At 66.1% G+C, this 16,562-nt stretch carries 15 protein-coding genes; 11 read left to right on the plus strand and 4 right to left on the minus strand.

Features of this window, described 5'->3' with window-relative positions:
* Positions 1-118: 118 nt before the first annotated feature.
* Entirely contained in the window at positions 119-583 is a 465-nt protein-coding gene (locus S101446_RS09055; protein ID WP_087608198.1) for a CHAP domain-containing protein, read from the minus strand.
* On the minus strand, positions 580-1,221 hold the full coding sequence (locus S101446_RS09060) for a regulatory protein RecX (RefSeq protein ID WP_010508144.1): 642 nt from the start codon (positions 1,219-1,221) through the stop codon (positions 580-582). Before S101446_RS09060 ends, S101446_RS09055 begins: the two co-directional genes overlap by 4 nt.
* A 293-nt stretch (positions 1,222-1,514) precedes the next feature.
* Between S101446_RS09060 and S101446_RS09065 the strand changes: the two genes are divergently transcribed.
* The 5 genes from S101446_RS09065 to S101446_RS09085 all read left to right on the plus strand — a co-directional run bounded on the left by S101446_RS09065 (position 1,515) and on the right by S101446_RS09085 (position 6,059).
* Positions 1,515-2,720 (plus strand): aspartate aminotransferase family protein, encoded by a 1,206-nt coding sequence (locus S101446_RS09065; RefSeq protein ID WP_087608199.1) that lies wholly within the window; start codon positions 1,515-1,517, stop codon positions 2,718-2,720.
* A complete protein-coding gene (argF, locus tag S101446_RS09070; RefSeq protein WP_087608200.1) occupies positions 2,717-3,703 on the plus strand; it encodes an ornithine carbamoyltransferase in 987 nt (328 codons plus the stop codon). The genes S101446_RS09065 and argF overlap by 4 nt, the downstream gene beginning before the upstream one ends.
* Positions 3,700-4,020 carry a hypothetical protein gene (locus tag S101446_RS09075; protein WP_019090889.1) on the plus strand — a complete coding sequence of 107 codons (321 nt, stop codon included), beginning with the start codon at positions 3,700-3,702 and terminating at the stop codon, positions 4,018-4,020. The genes argF and S101446_RS09075 overlap by 4 nt, the downstream gene beginning before the upstream one ends.
* A 30-nt stretch (positions 4,021-4,050) precedes the next feature.
* Positions 4,051-5,031: an Hsp33 family molecular chaperone HslO gene (hslO, locus tag S101446_RS09080; protein WP_019090888.1), complete on the plus strand. Its 981-nt coding sequence runs from the start codon at positions 4,051-4,053 to the stop codon at positions 5,029-5,031.
* Positions 5,032-5,132: 101 nt separating this feature from the next.
* Complete coding sequence (locus tag S101446_RS09085) at positions 5,133-6,059, plus strand: hypothetical protein (protein ID WP_087608201.1); 927 nt, start codon at positions 5,133-5,135, stop codon at positions 6,057-6,059.
* Positions 6,060-6,150: 91 nt separating this feature from the next.
* Here S101446_RS09085 and S101446_RS09090 read toward each other — a convergent pair whose 3' ends face one another.
* Entirely contained in the window at positions 6,151-8,262 is a 2,112-nt protein-coding gene (locus S101446_RS09090; RefSeq protein ID WP_087608202.1) for a protein-disulfide reductase DsbD family protein, read from the minus strand.
* 109 nt (positions 8,263-8,371) lie between these two features.
* Between S101446_RS09090 and hrpB the strand changes: the two genes are divergently transcribed.
* The 6 genes from hrpB to S101446_RS09120 are packed head-to-tail and all read left to right on the plus strand — an operon-like array spanning position 8,372 to position 15,574.
* A complete protein-coding gene (hrpB, locus tag S101446_RS09095; RefSeq protein ID WP_087608203.1) occupies positions 8,372-10,912 on the plus strand; it encodes an ATP-dependent helicase HrpB in 2,541 nt (846 codons plus the stop codon).
* 36 nt (positions 10,913-10,948) lie between these two features.
* Positions 10,949-12,172 carry a S1C family serine protease gene (locus tag S101446_RS09100; RefSeq protein WP_019090885.1) on the plus strand — a complete coding sequence of 408 codons (1,224 nt, stop codon included), beginning with the start codon at positions 10,949-10,951 and terminating at the stop codon, positions 12,170-12,172.
* A 30-nt stretch (positions 12,173-12,202) separates the two neighbouring features.
* Positions 12,203-12,883, plus strand: coding sequence for a response regulator (locus S101446_RS09105; protein WP_010508133.1), 681 nt, complete (start codon positions 12,203-12,205; stop codon positions 12,881-12,883).
* Between the two features lie 30 nt (positions 12,884-12,913).
* Positions 12,914-14,491, plus strand: a complete 1,578-nt coding sequence (locus S101446_RS09110) for a sensor histidine kinase (protein ID WP_208620503.1) — start codon at positions 12,914-12,916, stop codon at positions 14,489-14,491.
* A 4-nt stretch (positions 14,492-14,495) separates the two neighbouring features.
* Positions 14,496-14,819, plus strand: a complete 324-nt coding sequence (locus S101446_RS09115; protein ID WP_010508130.1) for a hypothetical protein — start codon at positions 14,496-14,498, stop codon at positions 14,817-14,819.
* Positions 14,816-15,574, plus strand: coding sequence for an SIMPL domain-containing protein (locus tag S101446_RS09120; RefSeq protein ID WP_087608205.1), 759 nt, complete (start codon positions 14,816-14,818; stop codon positions 15,572-15,574). Before S101446_RS09115 ends, S101446_RS09120 begins: the two co-directional genes overlap by 4 nt.
* 284 nt (positions 15,575-15,858) lie before the next feature.
* Here the strand turns inward: S101446_RS09120 and infC are convergent, their stop codons facing one another.
* Positions 15,859-16,380 (minus strand): translation initiation factor IF-3, encoded by a 522-nt coding sequence (gene infC, locus S101446_RS09125; RefSeq protein WP_010508127.1) that lies wholly within the window; start codon positions 16,378-16,380, stop codon positions 15,859-15,861.
* Positions 16,381-16,562 lie beyond the last annotated feature (182 nt).

Here is a 16,562-nt window from a genome sequence, read left to right on the forward strand (position 1 = left end):
GCGTCCATGACGCAAAATACCGTATTGTCCATCCGCCATCCCATATGGCGGCGGCCTGCCCTTCCCCGCCTATGTGAGGGGAGAGCCGGTGATATGCAAGCACCCCCACCGCCCCCGGTCAGCCTGCCGGCAGGATAAACCCGTAAGCAGGATAGACGGTTTTGCCCATGTCGTGAATGGGGGACCACCAGACCTTTACCCGCGACCAGTCGTTGCGGGCCGATACGTCGATCACCGGCTCACCCCGGCCAATGCGTCCGGGCACCCAGTTGGCCTGATCCACCAGCACCTCACGCGGGTTGCGCACCGAACGCACGACGGATACGTGCCCGTCGGGCAGGCGGCCCGTGGCGCGGAACACCAGCACGGCCCCCGCCCTGGGCGCATGGGTGCGTGGATAATGGCCCTGCGCCTGTCCCCACCATGACGCGGCGGCGCCACTAAGCTGTACATGCGTGACCTGCCGTGCATAGGGAGCGCACTGCACCGCCCCGTGCCAGCCATGCCCGCTGCCACCCCCGGCACAGGCCGCAAGCGACAGCAGGCCGCCCACCGCCATGATCCGCGCCAATACGCGCTTCATGCCATCCTCATGCGCATGATCCTGTCCTCCGCCTCACCCAGTTCCATGTCCAGCGCCCTGCGCGCCGTATCATGGGTAAAACCCGCCCGCGCCATGGCGTCCATTGCGCGGCGGTAGCGCCTGTCCACCTCGGCCCCGTCCGCATCGGGCCGCACGAAGGGACCGGCACGCCGCTTGCGGGCAAAGACAAGGGCCGCAGCCAGTTCGGTTTCCTGCCCTTCCCCATCACGGGGACCAAGGGCTTCCTCCACCGCGTGGCTTACCGTGGCCTCATCCACGCCGCGCGCGCCCAGATGGGCGGCGACCATGCGGCGCGAGCGACCCGCGCGGGCAAGGGAACGGGCGCGGAATTCGGAAAAGCGGGCGTCATCCACCGCGCCCAGCCCCTCCATATCGGTCACGATACCGGCAATGGCACCGCGCGCAGGCTGCACGGCGCGGGCCGCGTCATCTTCATCCATGCCGCTGCTGACCGCGCGCCGCACCCAGCGGTCGATATGGCGGGCCAGCATCCGTTCCACACCCGCGCGGGTGGCGGAAAAACGCGCAAGATAGGCCAGCGCCACGGCCCGCAGCCCGGCTGCATCCGGCACGGGGGCAAGCGGTCGGGGGGCGGAACGGGAAGAACGGGCGACCATGTTCCCTACTGTGCCACAGCCATGCGGCCGCGCCCATCATTATGCACGGATGTATGGCTGCCATGGCCATGGCGGGGGCGGAAATGGCGCGAAGGTTGCATTTCACACAGGCGGGCCATATTCTTCCTTCTTTCCGGACTGACATACGGAGACAGGACGGCGCGTTGGATCGCCGCCCCCGTTAGTAGCCGGAGAAATCGGAAAACGGAATATGCCCACCCCCATGGCGGTGGGCCGTTTTCGTTTCTGAACCCCGATCCTTTTTCTTTGACCTGAAATCACAAGGCTGTTCCATGATTTCCGCCCTGATGCCGAATTACAATCGCGCCGACCTCGCCTTCGAGCGCGGCGAAGGTGCCTGGCTGTACACGGTGGACGGGCGACGATTCCTTGATTTCGGGTCCGGCATCGCCACCTCCTCGGTCGGGCACAACAACCCGCATCTTGTCGGCGCCATTACACAGCAGGCGCAGCGCGTGATGCATGTGTCCAACCTGTACCGCGTGCCGCAGGCCGAGCTTCTGGCGCAGCGGCTGGTGGCCAACAGCTTTGCCGACAGCGCCTTCTTCTGCAATTCCGGCGCGGAAGCCAACGAAGGCATGATCAAGATGATCCGCCGCGCGCAGGCCAAGTCCGGCCACCCCGAACGCACGCGCATCATCTGCTTCAACGGCGCGTTCCACGGGCGCACGCTGGCGACGCTGTCGGCCACGGGCAATCCCAAATACCTCGACGGGTTCGGCCCGCGGGTGGAGGGATTCGACCACGTGCCGCTCAACAACATGAACGCCGTGCGCGACGCCATCGGGGCGGAGACGGCGGGCATCATGATCGAGCCGGTACAGGGCGAAAGCGGCATCCATGTCGCCACCCCGCGCTTCATGCGCGAACTGCGCGCGGTGTGCGACGAATTCGGCCTGTTCCTTGGCGTGGATGAAGTCCAGTGCGGCATGGGCCGCACGGGCCGCCTGTTCGCGTATGAATGGTCCGATATCACACCTGACATCCTGTCCACCGCGAAGGGCATTGCCGGCGGCTTTCCCATGGGCGCGGTGCTGACCACCGAAACCATCGCCAGGCACATGACGCCCGGCAGCCACGGCACGACCTTTGGCGGCAGCCCGCTGGCCTGCGCCGCCGCGAATGCGGTGCTGGACATCCTGCTCGCCCCCGGCTTCCTTGAAGGGGTGCGCGCACGGGCGGCCCAGCTGGATGCGGGTATCGACCAGCTATGCGCGACCTATCCGGATGTCTTTGCCAGCCGTCGCGGGCTGGGGCTGCTGATCGGCCTGAAGTGCAAGGCCGATGTGGCGCTGGTGCAGAATGCCGCCATCCATGAAGGCATGCTGAGTGTCACGGCGGGCGACAACGTGCTGCGCATGCTGCCGCCCCTGACCGTGACCGAGGCCGACTGCGCCGATGCCCTGTCCATGCTGTACCGCGCGGCCCAGCGGGTACGCGCCCATGTCGCCGCCGCCAGGCCGGAGAACGTGGCATGAACGCGCTGCAGAACCCCACCCACGTGACCCCGCGCCATTTCCTTGACCTGCGTGACCTTGATCCCGCGACCCTGCGCGCGATCCTGGATGTCGCGGCCGGGATCAAGCGCATGCAGCACCATCGTGCCCGCCCGCTGCACCCGACCCTGCCGGTGCATGGGCGCGCGCTTGGCCTCATGCTGTCCAAGCCGTCCACGCGCACCCGCGTCTCGTTCGAAGTGGGGATGCAGCAGCTGGGCGGGAACGTGATCCTGCTCTCCCCCGCCGACATGCAGCTGGGCCGGGGCGAAAGCATTGCCGATACCGCCCGCGTGCTGTCGCGTTTTGTTGACGCCATCGTGCTGCGCACCGGAAAGACGGAAAACCTGCGCCAGCTTGCCCGGTGGAGCAGCGTTCCCGTCATCAACGGCCTGACGCCGGATTCGCACCCGGTGCAGATCATGGCCGACATCATGACGTTCGAGGAACATCGCGGACCGATCAGGGGACGCACGCTGGCATGGGTGGGCGATGGCAACAATGTCGCCACGTCCTTTATCGAGGCAGCGGCCCTGTTCGGCTTCCAGCTGCGTCTGGCGACCCCTGCGACCCACGCGCCATCGGTCGCCGCCGTGGCGTGGGCGCGCGAACATGGGGCGGACATCACGGTCACGACTGACCCCGTGGCGGCCGTCAGGGGGGCGGATGCGGTCATTACCGATACATGGGTCAGCATGTCCGACAAGGAATCGGCACAGCGCATCAGCGCGTTCGAGCCATACCGTGTCAATGCGGCCCTGATGGCCCATGCGGCGCCCGATGCCCTTTTCCTGCACTGCCTGCCTGCCCATATCGGGGAAGAGGTGACGGAAGACGTGTTTGAAGGCCCGCATTCCGTCGTGTTCGACGAGGCCGAAAATCGCCTGCATGCGCAGAAGGGCATCCTTGTCTGGGCGCTGTGTGGCGAAAACTGGCAGCAATATGGAAAGGAACCCACGGCATGACCGGACCGGCCGAACAGCCCGCCCTGCCCTCCGCCACCGAAGATACGCCGGAAGTCCCCGGCTGGGCGGAAAAAAGCGTGCGCGACATCTTTGCCGCCCTGCCCGTCCGTGACACCCGCATTGACGCGGTGCGTGACGCCTATCTGGACTGCATTGCCGGCGCGGGCCGCACGGAAGACCTGGATATGGAACATGACCGCTGCCGCCAGCGCGCCATGACCACGCTGGAGGCGGACGGGCTGCTGCCGTCCGGCCAGCTGAAGGACCTCGACCAGCGCCTTGCCGCGCTGGAGGCGGACATTACCGCCAATCTCTGATGACCCACGCCCCCGGCAACGGGGGCCGTGATGCTGCGGGTTTCTGCCATGACTGCCAATAATCCCTCCCCCGCCTTTCTGGACGCCAGCCGCCCCGACACGCCCGACCTGGTCGTGCCGCAGGGTGTCGTGCCGTTCTATCTGGACCACCGGCCAGTGCGCGGTCGTCTTGTGCGTCCCGGCGTGCTGACCGACACGCTGCTGACCCGCCATGACAACCCCGATGCCGTGCTACGGCTGGCGGGGGAAGCGCTGGCGCTGGTGGCGGCCCTTGCGTCTTCGCTGAAGTTCAAGGGATCGTTTTCCCTGCAGGCCAAGGGCGATGGCCCGGTCAGCCTGCTGCTGGCCGACTGCACCGATTCCGGCGCGCTGCGTTTCCATGCCCGTTCGGATGACGAACAGGTGGCCGAACTGCTGAAAACCACGCCCAACCCGACCGCAAGCCAGCTGCTGGGCAAGGGTTACATTGCCTTCAGCGTCGATCAGGGGCCTGACACCGACATTCATCAGGGCATTGTCGAGATGAATGGCGAAAGCCTGTCGGAAATGGCCGCGCATTACTTCGCCACCAGCGAACAGCATGCCTGCTGGGTCAGGCTGTTCTGTGAGAAAACACCCGCAGGCTGGCGTTCAGGCGCGCTGGTGATGGAAAAGATCGCCATGGATGGCGGCGTGGACAACGACATCACGACCGAAGACGGCGACGATGCGTGGGAAACCGCCGTCACGCTGGCCACGACACTGACGGCGCGCGAGGTGCTGGATGACAGTCTTTCATCGGGGGACCTGCTGTACCGCCTGTTCCATGCCGAAGGGCTGATCGCGGGCCAGCCGCGCGCGCTGGCGTTTGGCTGCCGCTGTTCGCGCGCGCGCCTGTCGGGCATTCTGGAAACCTTCCCGCTGGATGACCTGGACCACATGGCGCAGGATGGCACGATCACCATGAACTGCTCGTTCTGCAACCACAGCTTCCACTTCCAGCGTGACGAGATCGGCGGCAAGGCGGCCTGATGGCGGCCTGCCCCTGTTCCACCGGCGCGTACCATGGCACGCTTGCAGGCCTGATCTGACCTAACGCGCCGCGCGCGCATGCTGTTACCGGGATACAATCCATGCGACCGAACCGTTCGACGCTTTTTGCCCCTGCCCTGCGCCGCAGCCTGCGCGCAGCATTTGTGGCCAGCCTGCCGTTCATGACGCTGCCGTTATGCGACCATGCCTACAGCCGCAGCCATCATAATGACGCCCCCACCACGTTCGAGGGACCGCAATATGGTGACGCCCAGCCGCTGAACCTGAATGTCGCGTCCATATCGATCGTGGACCGGGGGCAGCCGGGGCTGGTGCCGGGCGACCTGTCAGGCCGCGCGCCCAACCCGCCCGACCAGCTTCTCAAGCAGATGGCGCATGACCGGCTGATTGCCGCCGGCAGCGGGGGCGAAGGCGTTTTCACCATCGACCGGGCCTCCATCCTGCATGAGCCGGGCGGCATACTGGACGGGCAGCTGAACGTGCATCTGGATGTGACCTCGGCCGATGGCCGTCGCACGGGCTATGCCGTGGCCCAGGTGACCCGGTCCTATGATCCGAAGCGCAAGCACGGTAACAGCGACACGCCGGAAAACCTGAATACCCTCACCAACATGATGCTGGTGGACATGAGCCGGGAACTGGAAAACCAGATCCGCAACAATCTGGGCAACTGGCTGGTCACCGGACAGGGACAGGTGCCCAGCGGCATCGTCGCGCAGCCACTGGACGGGAGCGAAGAACCACAGCCCGCCCCCACCACACAGGCCACGCCCGCCCCGGACACCAGCACCATGACCATTGGCGGTGGGCCGACCGACCTCCCGGCCGCAGCACCCGCCACGCCCGCCCCGGCAGCGGCGGCCCCCAGGCCCGCGAATGAGGGACCGGACGCCATCTTCCCCAGCGGCTATCCATCCGATGACGGGGACAGCACGACACCGGCGGCCACGCCGCAACTGCGTTCCCCCCCACCGGGAAACCTGACGCTGCCGGGCAGCGCCAACTGATTTTTCCACCCCCTGTCCTGGGGGAGTATTTGAAAATAAAGGTTTTTGGGTGCCGCCTTTTTTAAAAAGGCTTCACCAAAAACTTTTGTGCTTATTTTCCTTCTGGCGCGGTCATGCGCAGGACAAGGCCGGGGGTCAGGATTTCCGGCAGGATCACCTCCGCCCCATGGGCCGGGTAATAGGCGTAGAACGGCACGCCATCACGGCCATGCTCATGCAGGAAGGCGGTAATGGCTGCATCCCGCAGGGTCCAGTCCCCCTTCATGTAAACGATCCCGCGCCGGGCGAAGGCATCCTGCACCGCACGGGTGGACAGGGCCACGCGTTCATTGACCAGGCATGAAATGCACCATGCCGCCGTCATGTCCACAAAGACCGGACGGCCCTGCCGCCGCAGTTCCGCCAGACGGGTGGGGGAGAAAGCGGAACTGCCATCCATCACCCGGTCGGTGCCCCGGCTGCGGTCATGCACGCTGGCGGGCGGCAGCACGCCGCCGCCAACAAACGCCACCAGCAGGGTCAGGATCGCGATGGCGCGATACAGTCCCGCGCGACCTTCCATGGCGTCACGCAGGTCCATCATACTGGCCCGGCGCAGGCACCAGCATCCCACCAGCACCAGCCCCAGCCCCGCCGCCAGCAGGCCCAGCGCATCCATGCCGCCTTCCAGCTTCGCCACCCATGCCAGCCACACGCATGTGCCCAGCACTGGCAGGGCCAGCAGGTTGCGCACGGTTTCCATCCACCGGCCCGGCTGTGGCAGCCAGCCCAGAAGCCCCGGCATGCACGCCAGCAGCAGGTATGGGGCGGCAAGCCCGCACCCAAGCGCCACGAAAACCAGCAGCCCCACCACCGGCGGGGCGGCCAGCGCGCCTGCCACCGCCGCCCCCATGAACGGCGCAGTGCAGGGCGAGGCAAGGACAACCGCCAGCACCCCGGTCAGAAAGTCACCCGCATGCGCGGGCAGCCCATCCCCCAGCCCCATCAACCGCAGGCCGATGGTAAAGAAACCCAGCAGATTCAGGGCAACGGCGAACAGCAGCAGGCAGATCGCGATGACAAAGCCGGTGGACTGGAACTGGAACCCCCATCCCGCCTGCTGGCCCGCCACGCGCAGGGCGGCAATCGCCCCCCCCAGCACAACGAACGATCCGACCACACCCGCCGTATAGGCCCCGGCCCCGGCAAGGGCCGCCCTGCGTTCGCCACGCGCCATGCGTTCCAGCGACAGCACCTTCATCGCCAGCACCGGAAAGACACAGGGCATGAGGTTCAGGATCATTCCCCCCACAAACGCCATGCCCACCAGCCACCCGACATGCACGACCCCGCCTGGCGGGGCTGCCACGGATGGCGGTGCCAGCACGCGCACATCCCCCAACGCTGGCCGGACCGACAGCCCGCGTTCCCGCCCCATGGGATCACGCAGCACCACGATACCGGACAGACCCGCCCCGTCATGGAAAACCGGCCCCGGTTTCAGCACCAGTTGCACGACCCCGTCGCCCACCGTCACACCCTGCGGCGCGTCCTGATCGATCGCGCCCGCCACTTCGGGCATGAACCACGCATCCTTCACCGCATCCGGTGACAGGCCACGCCCCTCGAGTTGCAGGACCCCGGCGGACGAAACACGCGCCGCAAAGGGGGAGGCAACCGGCCTGCCGGCGGCAGCACGCGCGAAGGCTGCGGCCTCGGCCGATGGCTGTGCCTCGCCCCGTGGCAGGGTCAGGCTGAAGCTGCCATTTTCAGGCACGCAGACTTCGGCACAGACCAGCCACTCCGCCCTGGCGTTCAGTGTGACCGGGCCGTCTCCCGCCCCCGCCACAGGGGTCAGCGTAACCGGCAGCAGCACATCATCGGTATAGGCATAGGAGGTCAGCGGCCCGTCATGCAGCACGCGCGGCGTGGGCCATTCGATGGTGCCGGCCTGCCCGGTCGCCCCGCCTTCTGCCGTGACAGCCAGCGTCGGCGCATCCCCCGCATCACCGGGGTTGAGCCAGTAGGTATGCCACCCCGGCGCAAGCCGCAGGCGCAGCCCCACATGCAGGGGCCTGCCGGGCATGTACGCATCGTCATCCGTGACCAGGGTTACGGTGGCGCGGGGGGAAGTCACGGCGTCGCTCTGCGCGGCGCGGGCCGGGGGCAGGACGGTCACCAGCATGCACAGGATGGACACAAGCCACAGGAAGGGCACCGGCATTACTCCGCCAGAACAGGATGAAGGAAAAACGCGCCCGTGTACCATGCCAAGGATTGCCCCACCACCATGCCGGACGCCATAAGATCAGGATATGGCCTTAGACCCGACCTTGCAAAACCGCCTCGATACCCTTCTGTCCGAAAACGGCAACGCACTGCCTGTCGCCGCCGCCCTGCCACCGCTGCAGGCCACGCTGGCGCGCACGTCCAATGCCGTCCTGGTCGCCCCACCCGGTGCGGGCAAGACCACGCTGGTCCCGCTGGCGCTGCTGGACGCGCCGTGGCGTGGGGACGGGCGGATCGTGATGCTGGAACCCCGCAGGCTGGCCACCCGCGCGGCCGCCATGCGCATGTCAGGGCTTATGGGCGAACAGCCGGGCGGACTGGTGGGCTACCGCACCCGGCTTGATGGCGCCACATCGGAACGCACGCGCATCGAGGTGATTACCGAAGGGCTGCTGGTGCGCCGCCTGCTGTCCGACCCCACGCTGGATGGGGTGGCGTGCGTGATTTTTGACGAAATCCACGAACGTTCGGTCGATGCGGATGCCGCCCTTGCCTTCTGTCTCGACCTGCAACGCAGCCTGCGGCCTGAACTACGGCTGGTCGCCATGTCCGCCACCATGGATGGCGCGGCACTGGCACAACGCATGCATGCCGAACTGGTGGAAAGCGAAGGCCGGATGTTCCCCGTGGAGATCCGCCACGCCCCCCGCGACCTGGTCCACCGCCGCGACCTGCCCGACGCCATGGCCGCCGCCATCCGTAGCGCCGTGGCGCAGGACCCCGGCGATGTGCTGGCCTTCCTGCCCGGTGTGGCCGAAATCCACCGCACGCGTGGCCTGCTGGACGGAATCGCGGCGGATGTCCTGCCGCTCTATGGTGAACTGCCCCCTGCCGAGCAGGATCGCGCCCTTACCCCCCACCCCGACGGACGCAGGCGGGTGATCCTGTCCACCTCCATTGCCGAAACCTCCCTGACCGTGCCGGGCGTGCGCATTGTGGTTGACGGTGGCTTTCGCCGCGTGCCCCGGCTGGATGTCGGCACGGGGCTTACGCGACTCGACACGGTGCGGATTTCGCGTGCGGCGGCCAACCAGCGCGCGGGCCGCGCGGGGCGTGTCGCCCCCGGCATCGCCATACGGTTGTGGACGGAAATGACCGCGCGCGCCATGCCGCCACATGACCAGCCGGAAATGATGGAGGCCGAACTGACCGGCCTGCGTCTGGATACGGCGGCGTGGCAGGACGCGATGGGCACGGCGCCCGCCGACCTGCCCTTTCCCGACACGCCCCCCAATGGCGCGTTCGAAGCCGGGCGCAGCCTGCTGCAGGCACTGGGCGCGCTGGATGATGACGCCCGCATCACGCGCGAGGGCACGCGCATGGCCGCCCTTGGCGCGCATCCCCGCCTTGCCGCCATGATGCTGGCCGCCCGCACCCCTGCCGAGCGGGCCATGGCCGCCGACATCGCCGCCCTGCTGGAGGAACGCGACCCGCTGCGTCCCCGCCGTCCCGCCGGTGGCGGCCGGGGCGCGCCGCCAGCGGCCCCTGCGGATATCCGCCTGCGTCTGGACCTGCTGGCCGGTGGCGACCACCCCGATGCCGATCGCGCGGCGCTGTCACGCATCCGCCATGCCGCCCGGCAGTATCGCAGGCGGCTGGGGCTGGGGCGTGACATTCCCGCCAGCGGCGATCCTGCCGCCCTGATTGCCGCCGCCTTCCCCGACCGGGTGGCGCAGTCCCGTGGGGATGCCGGGTCGTTCCGCCTGGCCGGTGGCGGCAGCGCGCGCCTGTCCAAAACGGATGAACTTGCGCGGTGCAGCCTGCTGGCGGTGGCGGGCATGCATGTGCGCAAGGCGGCCGAAATCTGCCTGGCCGCGCCGCTGGACCGCGACGCGCTGCCCGACAGCCTGCTGGCGCGGGCGCGTGAACAGGTTGAAACCACGCTGGACACAACGACGGGCAACGTGCTGGCCCGGCGCAGGCTGCGGCTGGGCAACCTTGTGCTGCGGGACCGCACGGTCACCGCCAGTCCTGACGAGGTCTGCGCCCTGCTGTGCGCACAGGCGGCACAGAACCTGGCCGCGACATTTACATGGCATGACGCCTGCCGGCAGTTGCAGGCCCGCGTGGACCTGGCGCGCACCCGGCTGGACCGTCCGGACCTGCCCGACCTGTCGGATGAGGCGCTGGCCCGGACCACCGAAAGCTGGCTGGCCCCATGGCTTGCGGGGGTGAACCGCCTGTCGGCGCTGGCGGAAATGGACCTGCTGGCCATGCTGCGCGCCACGATGGACCACGCCACGCTGAAATGGCTGGACCGCATGCTGCCTACCCATCTGGACCTGCCGGGCGGGCGGGCCGCGATCGACTACCTGCAGCCCGTGCCGGTGGCGGCGGCACGGGCGCAGACCTTCTATGGCGTGACACGGACGCCCACCATTGCCGATGACCGGGTGGACCTGCGGATCGCCCTGCTGTCCCCCGCAGGCAGGCCACAGGCCATCACCGCCGACCTGGCCGGTTTCTGGGCCGGGTCATGGGCGGACATGCGCCGTGACATGCGCGGCCGTTACCCCCGCCATGACTGGCCTGAAAACCCCGCCACGGCCAGCCCCCCGCCGCCGCGCCCGCGGCGCACGCCATAAAACTGCGGACATTCGCGCCGATGATGCCATGCAGCCATGGCATTGCCGCTTTTTTCAGATAACATGCATGATCATGAACCCTCCTTCGCCCCGCCCTGCATGAAACGGATTGCCATGGCCCGCTGCCCGGCTTCCGGGCTGATACCGATGCTGCTGCTGGGCATGGCCGCCATCGGGGGCGCCATAACGGACGCCCGCGCGCAGGACAATGCGACGTCATCCGCCACGCCGCCAAACCCCTCCCTGTTCGCCCCGCCCGTGCCGCCGGTGGTCTCGACCGGGCCACTGACCTTCGCCCCGCTGGTGCGCCAGGTGGGACCTGCCGTGGTCAATATCGCGGTGGCGCAGGACAGTCACACCACCACCAGCCGACAGCCCCTGCCCCCCAGCGTCAAGGGCACGCCGTTTGAACACAAATTCCGCGAGCGCATGCGCGCCCATGGCGAGGAAATGCTGGGCGCGGGTTCGGGCTTCCTGATCGACCCCAGCGGCGTGATCGTGACCAACGCGCATGTGGTGGGGGGTGCGGACCTGATTACCGTATCACTGGCCGATGGCACGGAATTCCCGGCCCATCTGGTTGGCAGCGATGACCTGACGGATATCGCGGTCATCCAGATCCATGCGCCCCACCCCATGCCCTTCGTGCCATGGGGGGACAGCCGACTGGTCAATATCGGGGACTGGATCATGGCGGCGGGCAACCCGTTCGGACTGGGGTCATCCGTGACCGCTGGCATCGTGTCGGCACGCGGCCGCGATATCGGCACCAGCCCGTTTGATGATTTTTTCCAGATCGACGCCCCGATCAACCCCGGCAATTCGGGTGGCCCGTCCTTCAACCTTGGCGGTCAGGTGGTGGCGGTGAACACGGCCATTGTCTCCCCCACTGGCGGGTCGGTGGGCATCGGATTTGGCCTGCCGTCGGAAATCGTGGCACCTATCGTGGAAGAACTGCGCCATAATGGCCATATCGACCGGGGGTGGCTGGGTGTTACACTGACGGACGGGTCGGGACATGACGGCGTGCAGATTGTCGGCATCGACCGCAATGGACCGGCCATGAAGGCGCACCTGCATATAGGGGATGTCATTACCGCCGTGAACGACGAACCGATCGATACGTCACGCATGCTGATCCGCTCGATCGCGGCGAAACGGCCCCAATCAACCGTGGTGCTGCATATCCGTCGCCACCACGAGGCGCTGAGCCTGCCAGCCTGCGTCGGCCACCGCCCCGACGAAGACATGGACGACTGACTGACCCCGCCCCAAACGACGTGAGGCAACGTGCATATTCTTGTTGTTGAAGATGACCCCACCGTCCGCAACTTCGTGGCCAAGGGCCTGAAGGAAGCCGGGCACCTGGTCGAACTGACCGATAACGGCAAGGACGGCCTGTTCATGGCCGTGAGCGAGAAGTTCGACCTGATCATACTCGACCGCATGCTGCCCGGCGGCATTGACGGCGTGCGCCTGCTGGAAACCATCCGCGCGCAGAACAACACGACCCCCGTGCTGCTGCTGTCGGCGCTGGCGGACGTGGACGACCGCGTGCAGGGCCTGAAGGCGGGCGGCGACGATTATGTCACCAAGCCCTTCGCCTTCAGCGAACTGCTGGCCCGTGTCGAAGCCCTGGGCCGCCGTGGCCGCACGGAAACCGCGCCCCAGACCAAGCTGGAACTGGCCGATCTTGAAATCGACCTGCTGTCGCGCACGGTGCGTCGCGCGGGCCAGAAGATCGACCTGCAGCCGCGCGAATTCCGCCTGCTGGAATATCTGACCCGCCATGCGGGGCAGGTCGTGACGCGCACCATGCTGCTGGAAGGCGTGTGGGACTATCATTTCGACCCGCAGACCAACGTGATCGACGTGCATGTCTCACGCCTGCGCCAGAAGGTGGACAAGCCTTTCGGGACCCCGCTGATCCACACCATCCGCAACGCGGGATACATGCTGCGTGCCGAATAGGCGCCATCCCTGCCTGTGGGCGGGATGCTGATGCCCGGCGGCTTTCCCCGCGCCATGCCCCGCCCGTCACGCTGGCGGGCGTGGCGGTCGGCCAGCCTGCGTTTTTCGCTGGCGTATGGCATGATGTTCGCCCTGTCCTCCATCCTGTTCATGTCCTTCATGTGGTGGGGGACGATCGGGTTTCTGGAACGCCAGGTCGAAACCGCCATCAATGCCGACGCCCATGCCCTGGCCGAACGGTGGATGATGGGGGGACTGCCGACGCTGGCCCTGACCATCGAGGACAGGCTTGAACAGAACCTGGATGACGATGCGATCTACCTCGTCATCGACCCGCAGGGGAATTACCTGACGGGCAATGTCTCGGCATGGCCTGTAAAGGTGCAGTACACGGACCGCTGGTATTCCCTGCCCGATACGCGGGCGGGACTGCGCGGCATGGCGGAACTGCATGCCTACCGCCTGCCCGGCACGGAACAGAGCCATACGGCGGGACAGCTGGACAGTGGCTACCGCCTGCTGGTGGGACGCGACGTGCGCGCGCGGGGCATCCTGCGCCACCTGCTGACCGATTCGCTGTTATGGGCATGGGTGATGGTCACGCTGCTGGCTGTCAGCGGCGCGGTGCTGGTGCATGGCATTTTCCGCCGCATGGTCAAGACCGTGGCCCGGACCACATCCGCCATCGCCCATGGCGACCTGAGCCGCCGCATGCCGCTGGTGGGCAATGGTGATGAAATGGATCAGGTGGCCGAAGCCATCAACGAAATGCTGGACCGGATCGTGCGCCTGATGGATGGCGTGCGGCAGGTGTCCAATTCCATCGCCCATGACCTGCGCACCCCCATCGCCCGTGCGCGCACCCAGCTTGAGGACGCGGCCCTGCACGCGAAATCGGATGCGGAACTGCGCGATGCGATCGAACGCGCGGTCGGCAACCTGGACAATGTGACCGCCGTGTTCGAGGCCCTGCTGCGCATTGCCCAGATCGAGGCCGGGGCCCGCCGCTCCGCCTTCATGACGTTTGACCTGGTACCGGTCCTGCGCGATGTGGCCGACCTGTATGAAGCCGTGGCGGAAGACCATGACATCCGGCTTGCGCTGGACCTGCCCGACAGCCTCAGCTTCTACGGTGACCGTTCGCTGATCCAGCAGGCCGTGGCCAACATGCTGGACAACGCCATCAAATTCTCACCGGCCGGTGGCACCGTCCACCTGCGCGCGCAGGTGCGCGAACTCGCGCCCGGCCGCATTGTCGGCCCCACGGGCGAAGGCATGCTGGACCTGTGTGTCAGCGATGAGGGCGTTGGCATGAGCGAGGCGGACATGGCGCGCGCGACGGAGCGTTTTTTCCGTGCGGAAAAGGCACGCAACACCCCCGGTTCGGGGCTGGGACTGTCCATGGTCCGGGCCATCGTGCAGTTGCACGGGGGGCGGATGCACCTTTCTGCGCATAATCCGGGGCTGACGGTTTCGCTGGCGCTGCCGATCGCAGCCTGCGCGATTTCAGGCAATGAGGAAGATTTTCCATCTCCCCAACACATATCAGGCATGACGGAAAGATCACCTTTCCCCCATCAGCATGACATGAACAGTAGCGTAAAGTAACGTCATGAACATGCACCCCGCCATGGCGCCAGCCATCGTCGTGATGAGTTTCTGCCTGTGTGGCGCAGCCCCGGTCGGGGCCGGCACCGGGGCGGAGGTCGTCACCACACGGGATGGACCGGACAAGCCCGTGATCATTACCAGTGACACCAAGGCCTACTGCAACCGGCTGCTGAACATTATCGACGCCTATGGTCCCGCCCTGCCGCAGGATGTGGACAGCCTGCGCACGCAGGGGGAAGACATGTGCCGCGAAGGGCGAATCCGTTCAGGCATCGTGCGGCTGCGTCGTGCGTTGGTCGAACTGAAGGAGACCACGCATTCATGACTTTTTCCCTGTTCAAGACCCCTGCCCGCCACAGCCTGCGCATCATCCTGCCCGGCATGCTGGCGGCGGCGGCACTGCACCCGGCAGGTAGCATGGCCCAGACCCAGCCCGCGAACGCGGCGAAGCCCGATACAACCGAGCTGGAACTATCGGCATCGGGCACGGTGCAGGCCCAGCCGGATGAACTGACCGCCACCTTCCTGGCTGAAGCACGGGCCGATACGGCCGCCAGCGCACAGGCACAGGTCAATGCGCTGGTGGGCAAGGTCACGGCGGCCAGCGCCCATGTGACGGGACTGACCCTGAATGCCGAGTCGTATTTCGTGCATCATGATGACGGCGACCCGCGCCAGAACCGCAAGCCGCAATGGGTGGCGCGCCAGAGCGTCCGCCTGACCGCCAGCGATGGCAAGGTACTGCTGCCATTGGTGGGCCAGTTGCAGGCCGACAACCTGGCCCTGACGCGGCTGGACTGGTCCCTTTCACGCGAAAAGCGGATGGAACTGACCCGCAGGGCCGAAACGCTGGCCCTGCAGGACATGCAGCAGCGCGCACAGGCCGCGGCATCCACGCTGAAGCTGAATATCGCCTCCATCCGCAGCGTGACGCTGGAAGACCAGAACATGCCGCGCCCGATGCCCATGATGATGGCCCGCGCCGCCAGCATGGACATGCCCGCACCGGAAGCCCCGACCGGCATGCAGGATGTCACGGCAACCGTCCGCGCCACGCTGATCCTGAAGCCAGCCGGGTAAAAGCCCGTAAACAGGAAAAATTTTCTGGCGAGGCTTTTTCAGAAAGCTTTGAAGAACGCCGCCTTTTTTGAAAAAAGGCGGCACCCAGAAACTTTTTATATTAACGGGTTACCGGGCCGGGTCTTCCTGCCCTCTCCCATAAACGCCACGCGTGACAGCCGGGAACGGACAAGGGACATAATCTGCCCCCTGCGCCTGTTTTTCCATGTGCAAGAACAGACGAAAAAGGCCCGAAGGGACAATCCCACCGGGCCTTTTTCATGATGCAGACAGTGACACCGCGCTTAACGCGGGGCCAGCACCATGATCATCTGGCGGTTTTCAAGCTTGGGCATATGCTCAACCTTGGCGACCTCATCCATTTCCGCGCGGATACGCTCCAGCACCTTTACACCCAGATCCTGATGCGCCATTTCACGGCCACGGAAGCGAAGGGTCACCTTCACCTTGTCACCTTCGCCGATGAAGGTCTTCATCGCGCGCATCTTCACCTGATAGTCATTTTCATCAATGTTCGGGCGAACCTTGACTTCCTTGATTTCAATGACTTTCTGCTTCTTGCGCGCTTCGTTGCGCTTCTTCTGCTGTTCGTACTTGAACTTCCCGTAATCGAGAACCTTCGCCACGGGGGGCTCGGCGTTCGGGCTGATTTCCAGAAGGTCAAGGCCAACAGAATAGGCACGGGCCAGCGCATCACGCGTGGACATGATGCCCAGCATCTCGCCTTCTTCGTCGATCAGACGGACCTGCGGTACGCGGATCTCTTCATTGACACGGGGGCCCTCTCGATTTGGCGGAGTGGGCATCGGGGGTCTGGCTATGGTCAGCTCCTGTGACTGTTTCATTCAAACGGCAGATAAGGCCATCCCGCATACCCGCGTGATCATGGCTGACACCATGGAAAACACACAGGCAGGGCATGACCTTACATTATGGAAAGATATGTGACGCAAAGACGCGCCCCAGATCAAGTACTGTCTTGTCCCGT

Origin of the sequence: Komagataeibacter europaeus (assembly GCF_002173515.1) — a bacterium.
Taxonomy (GTDB): Bacteria; Pseudomonadota; Alphaproteobacteria; order Acetobacterales; family Acetobacteraceae; genus Komagataeibacter; species Komagataeibacter europaeus.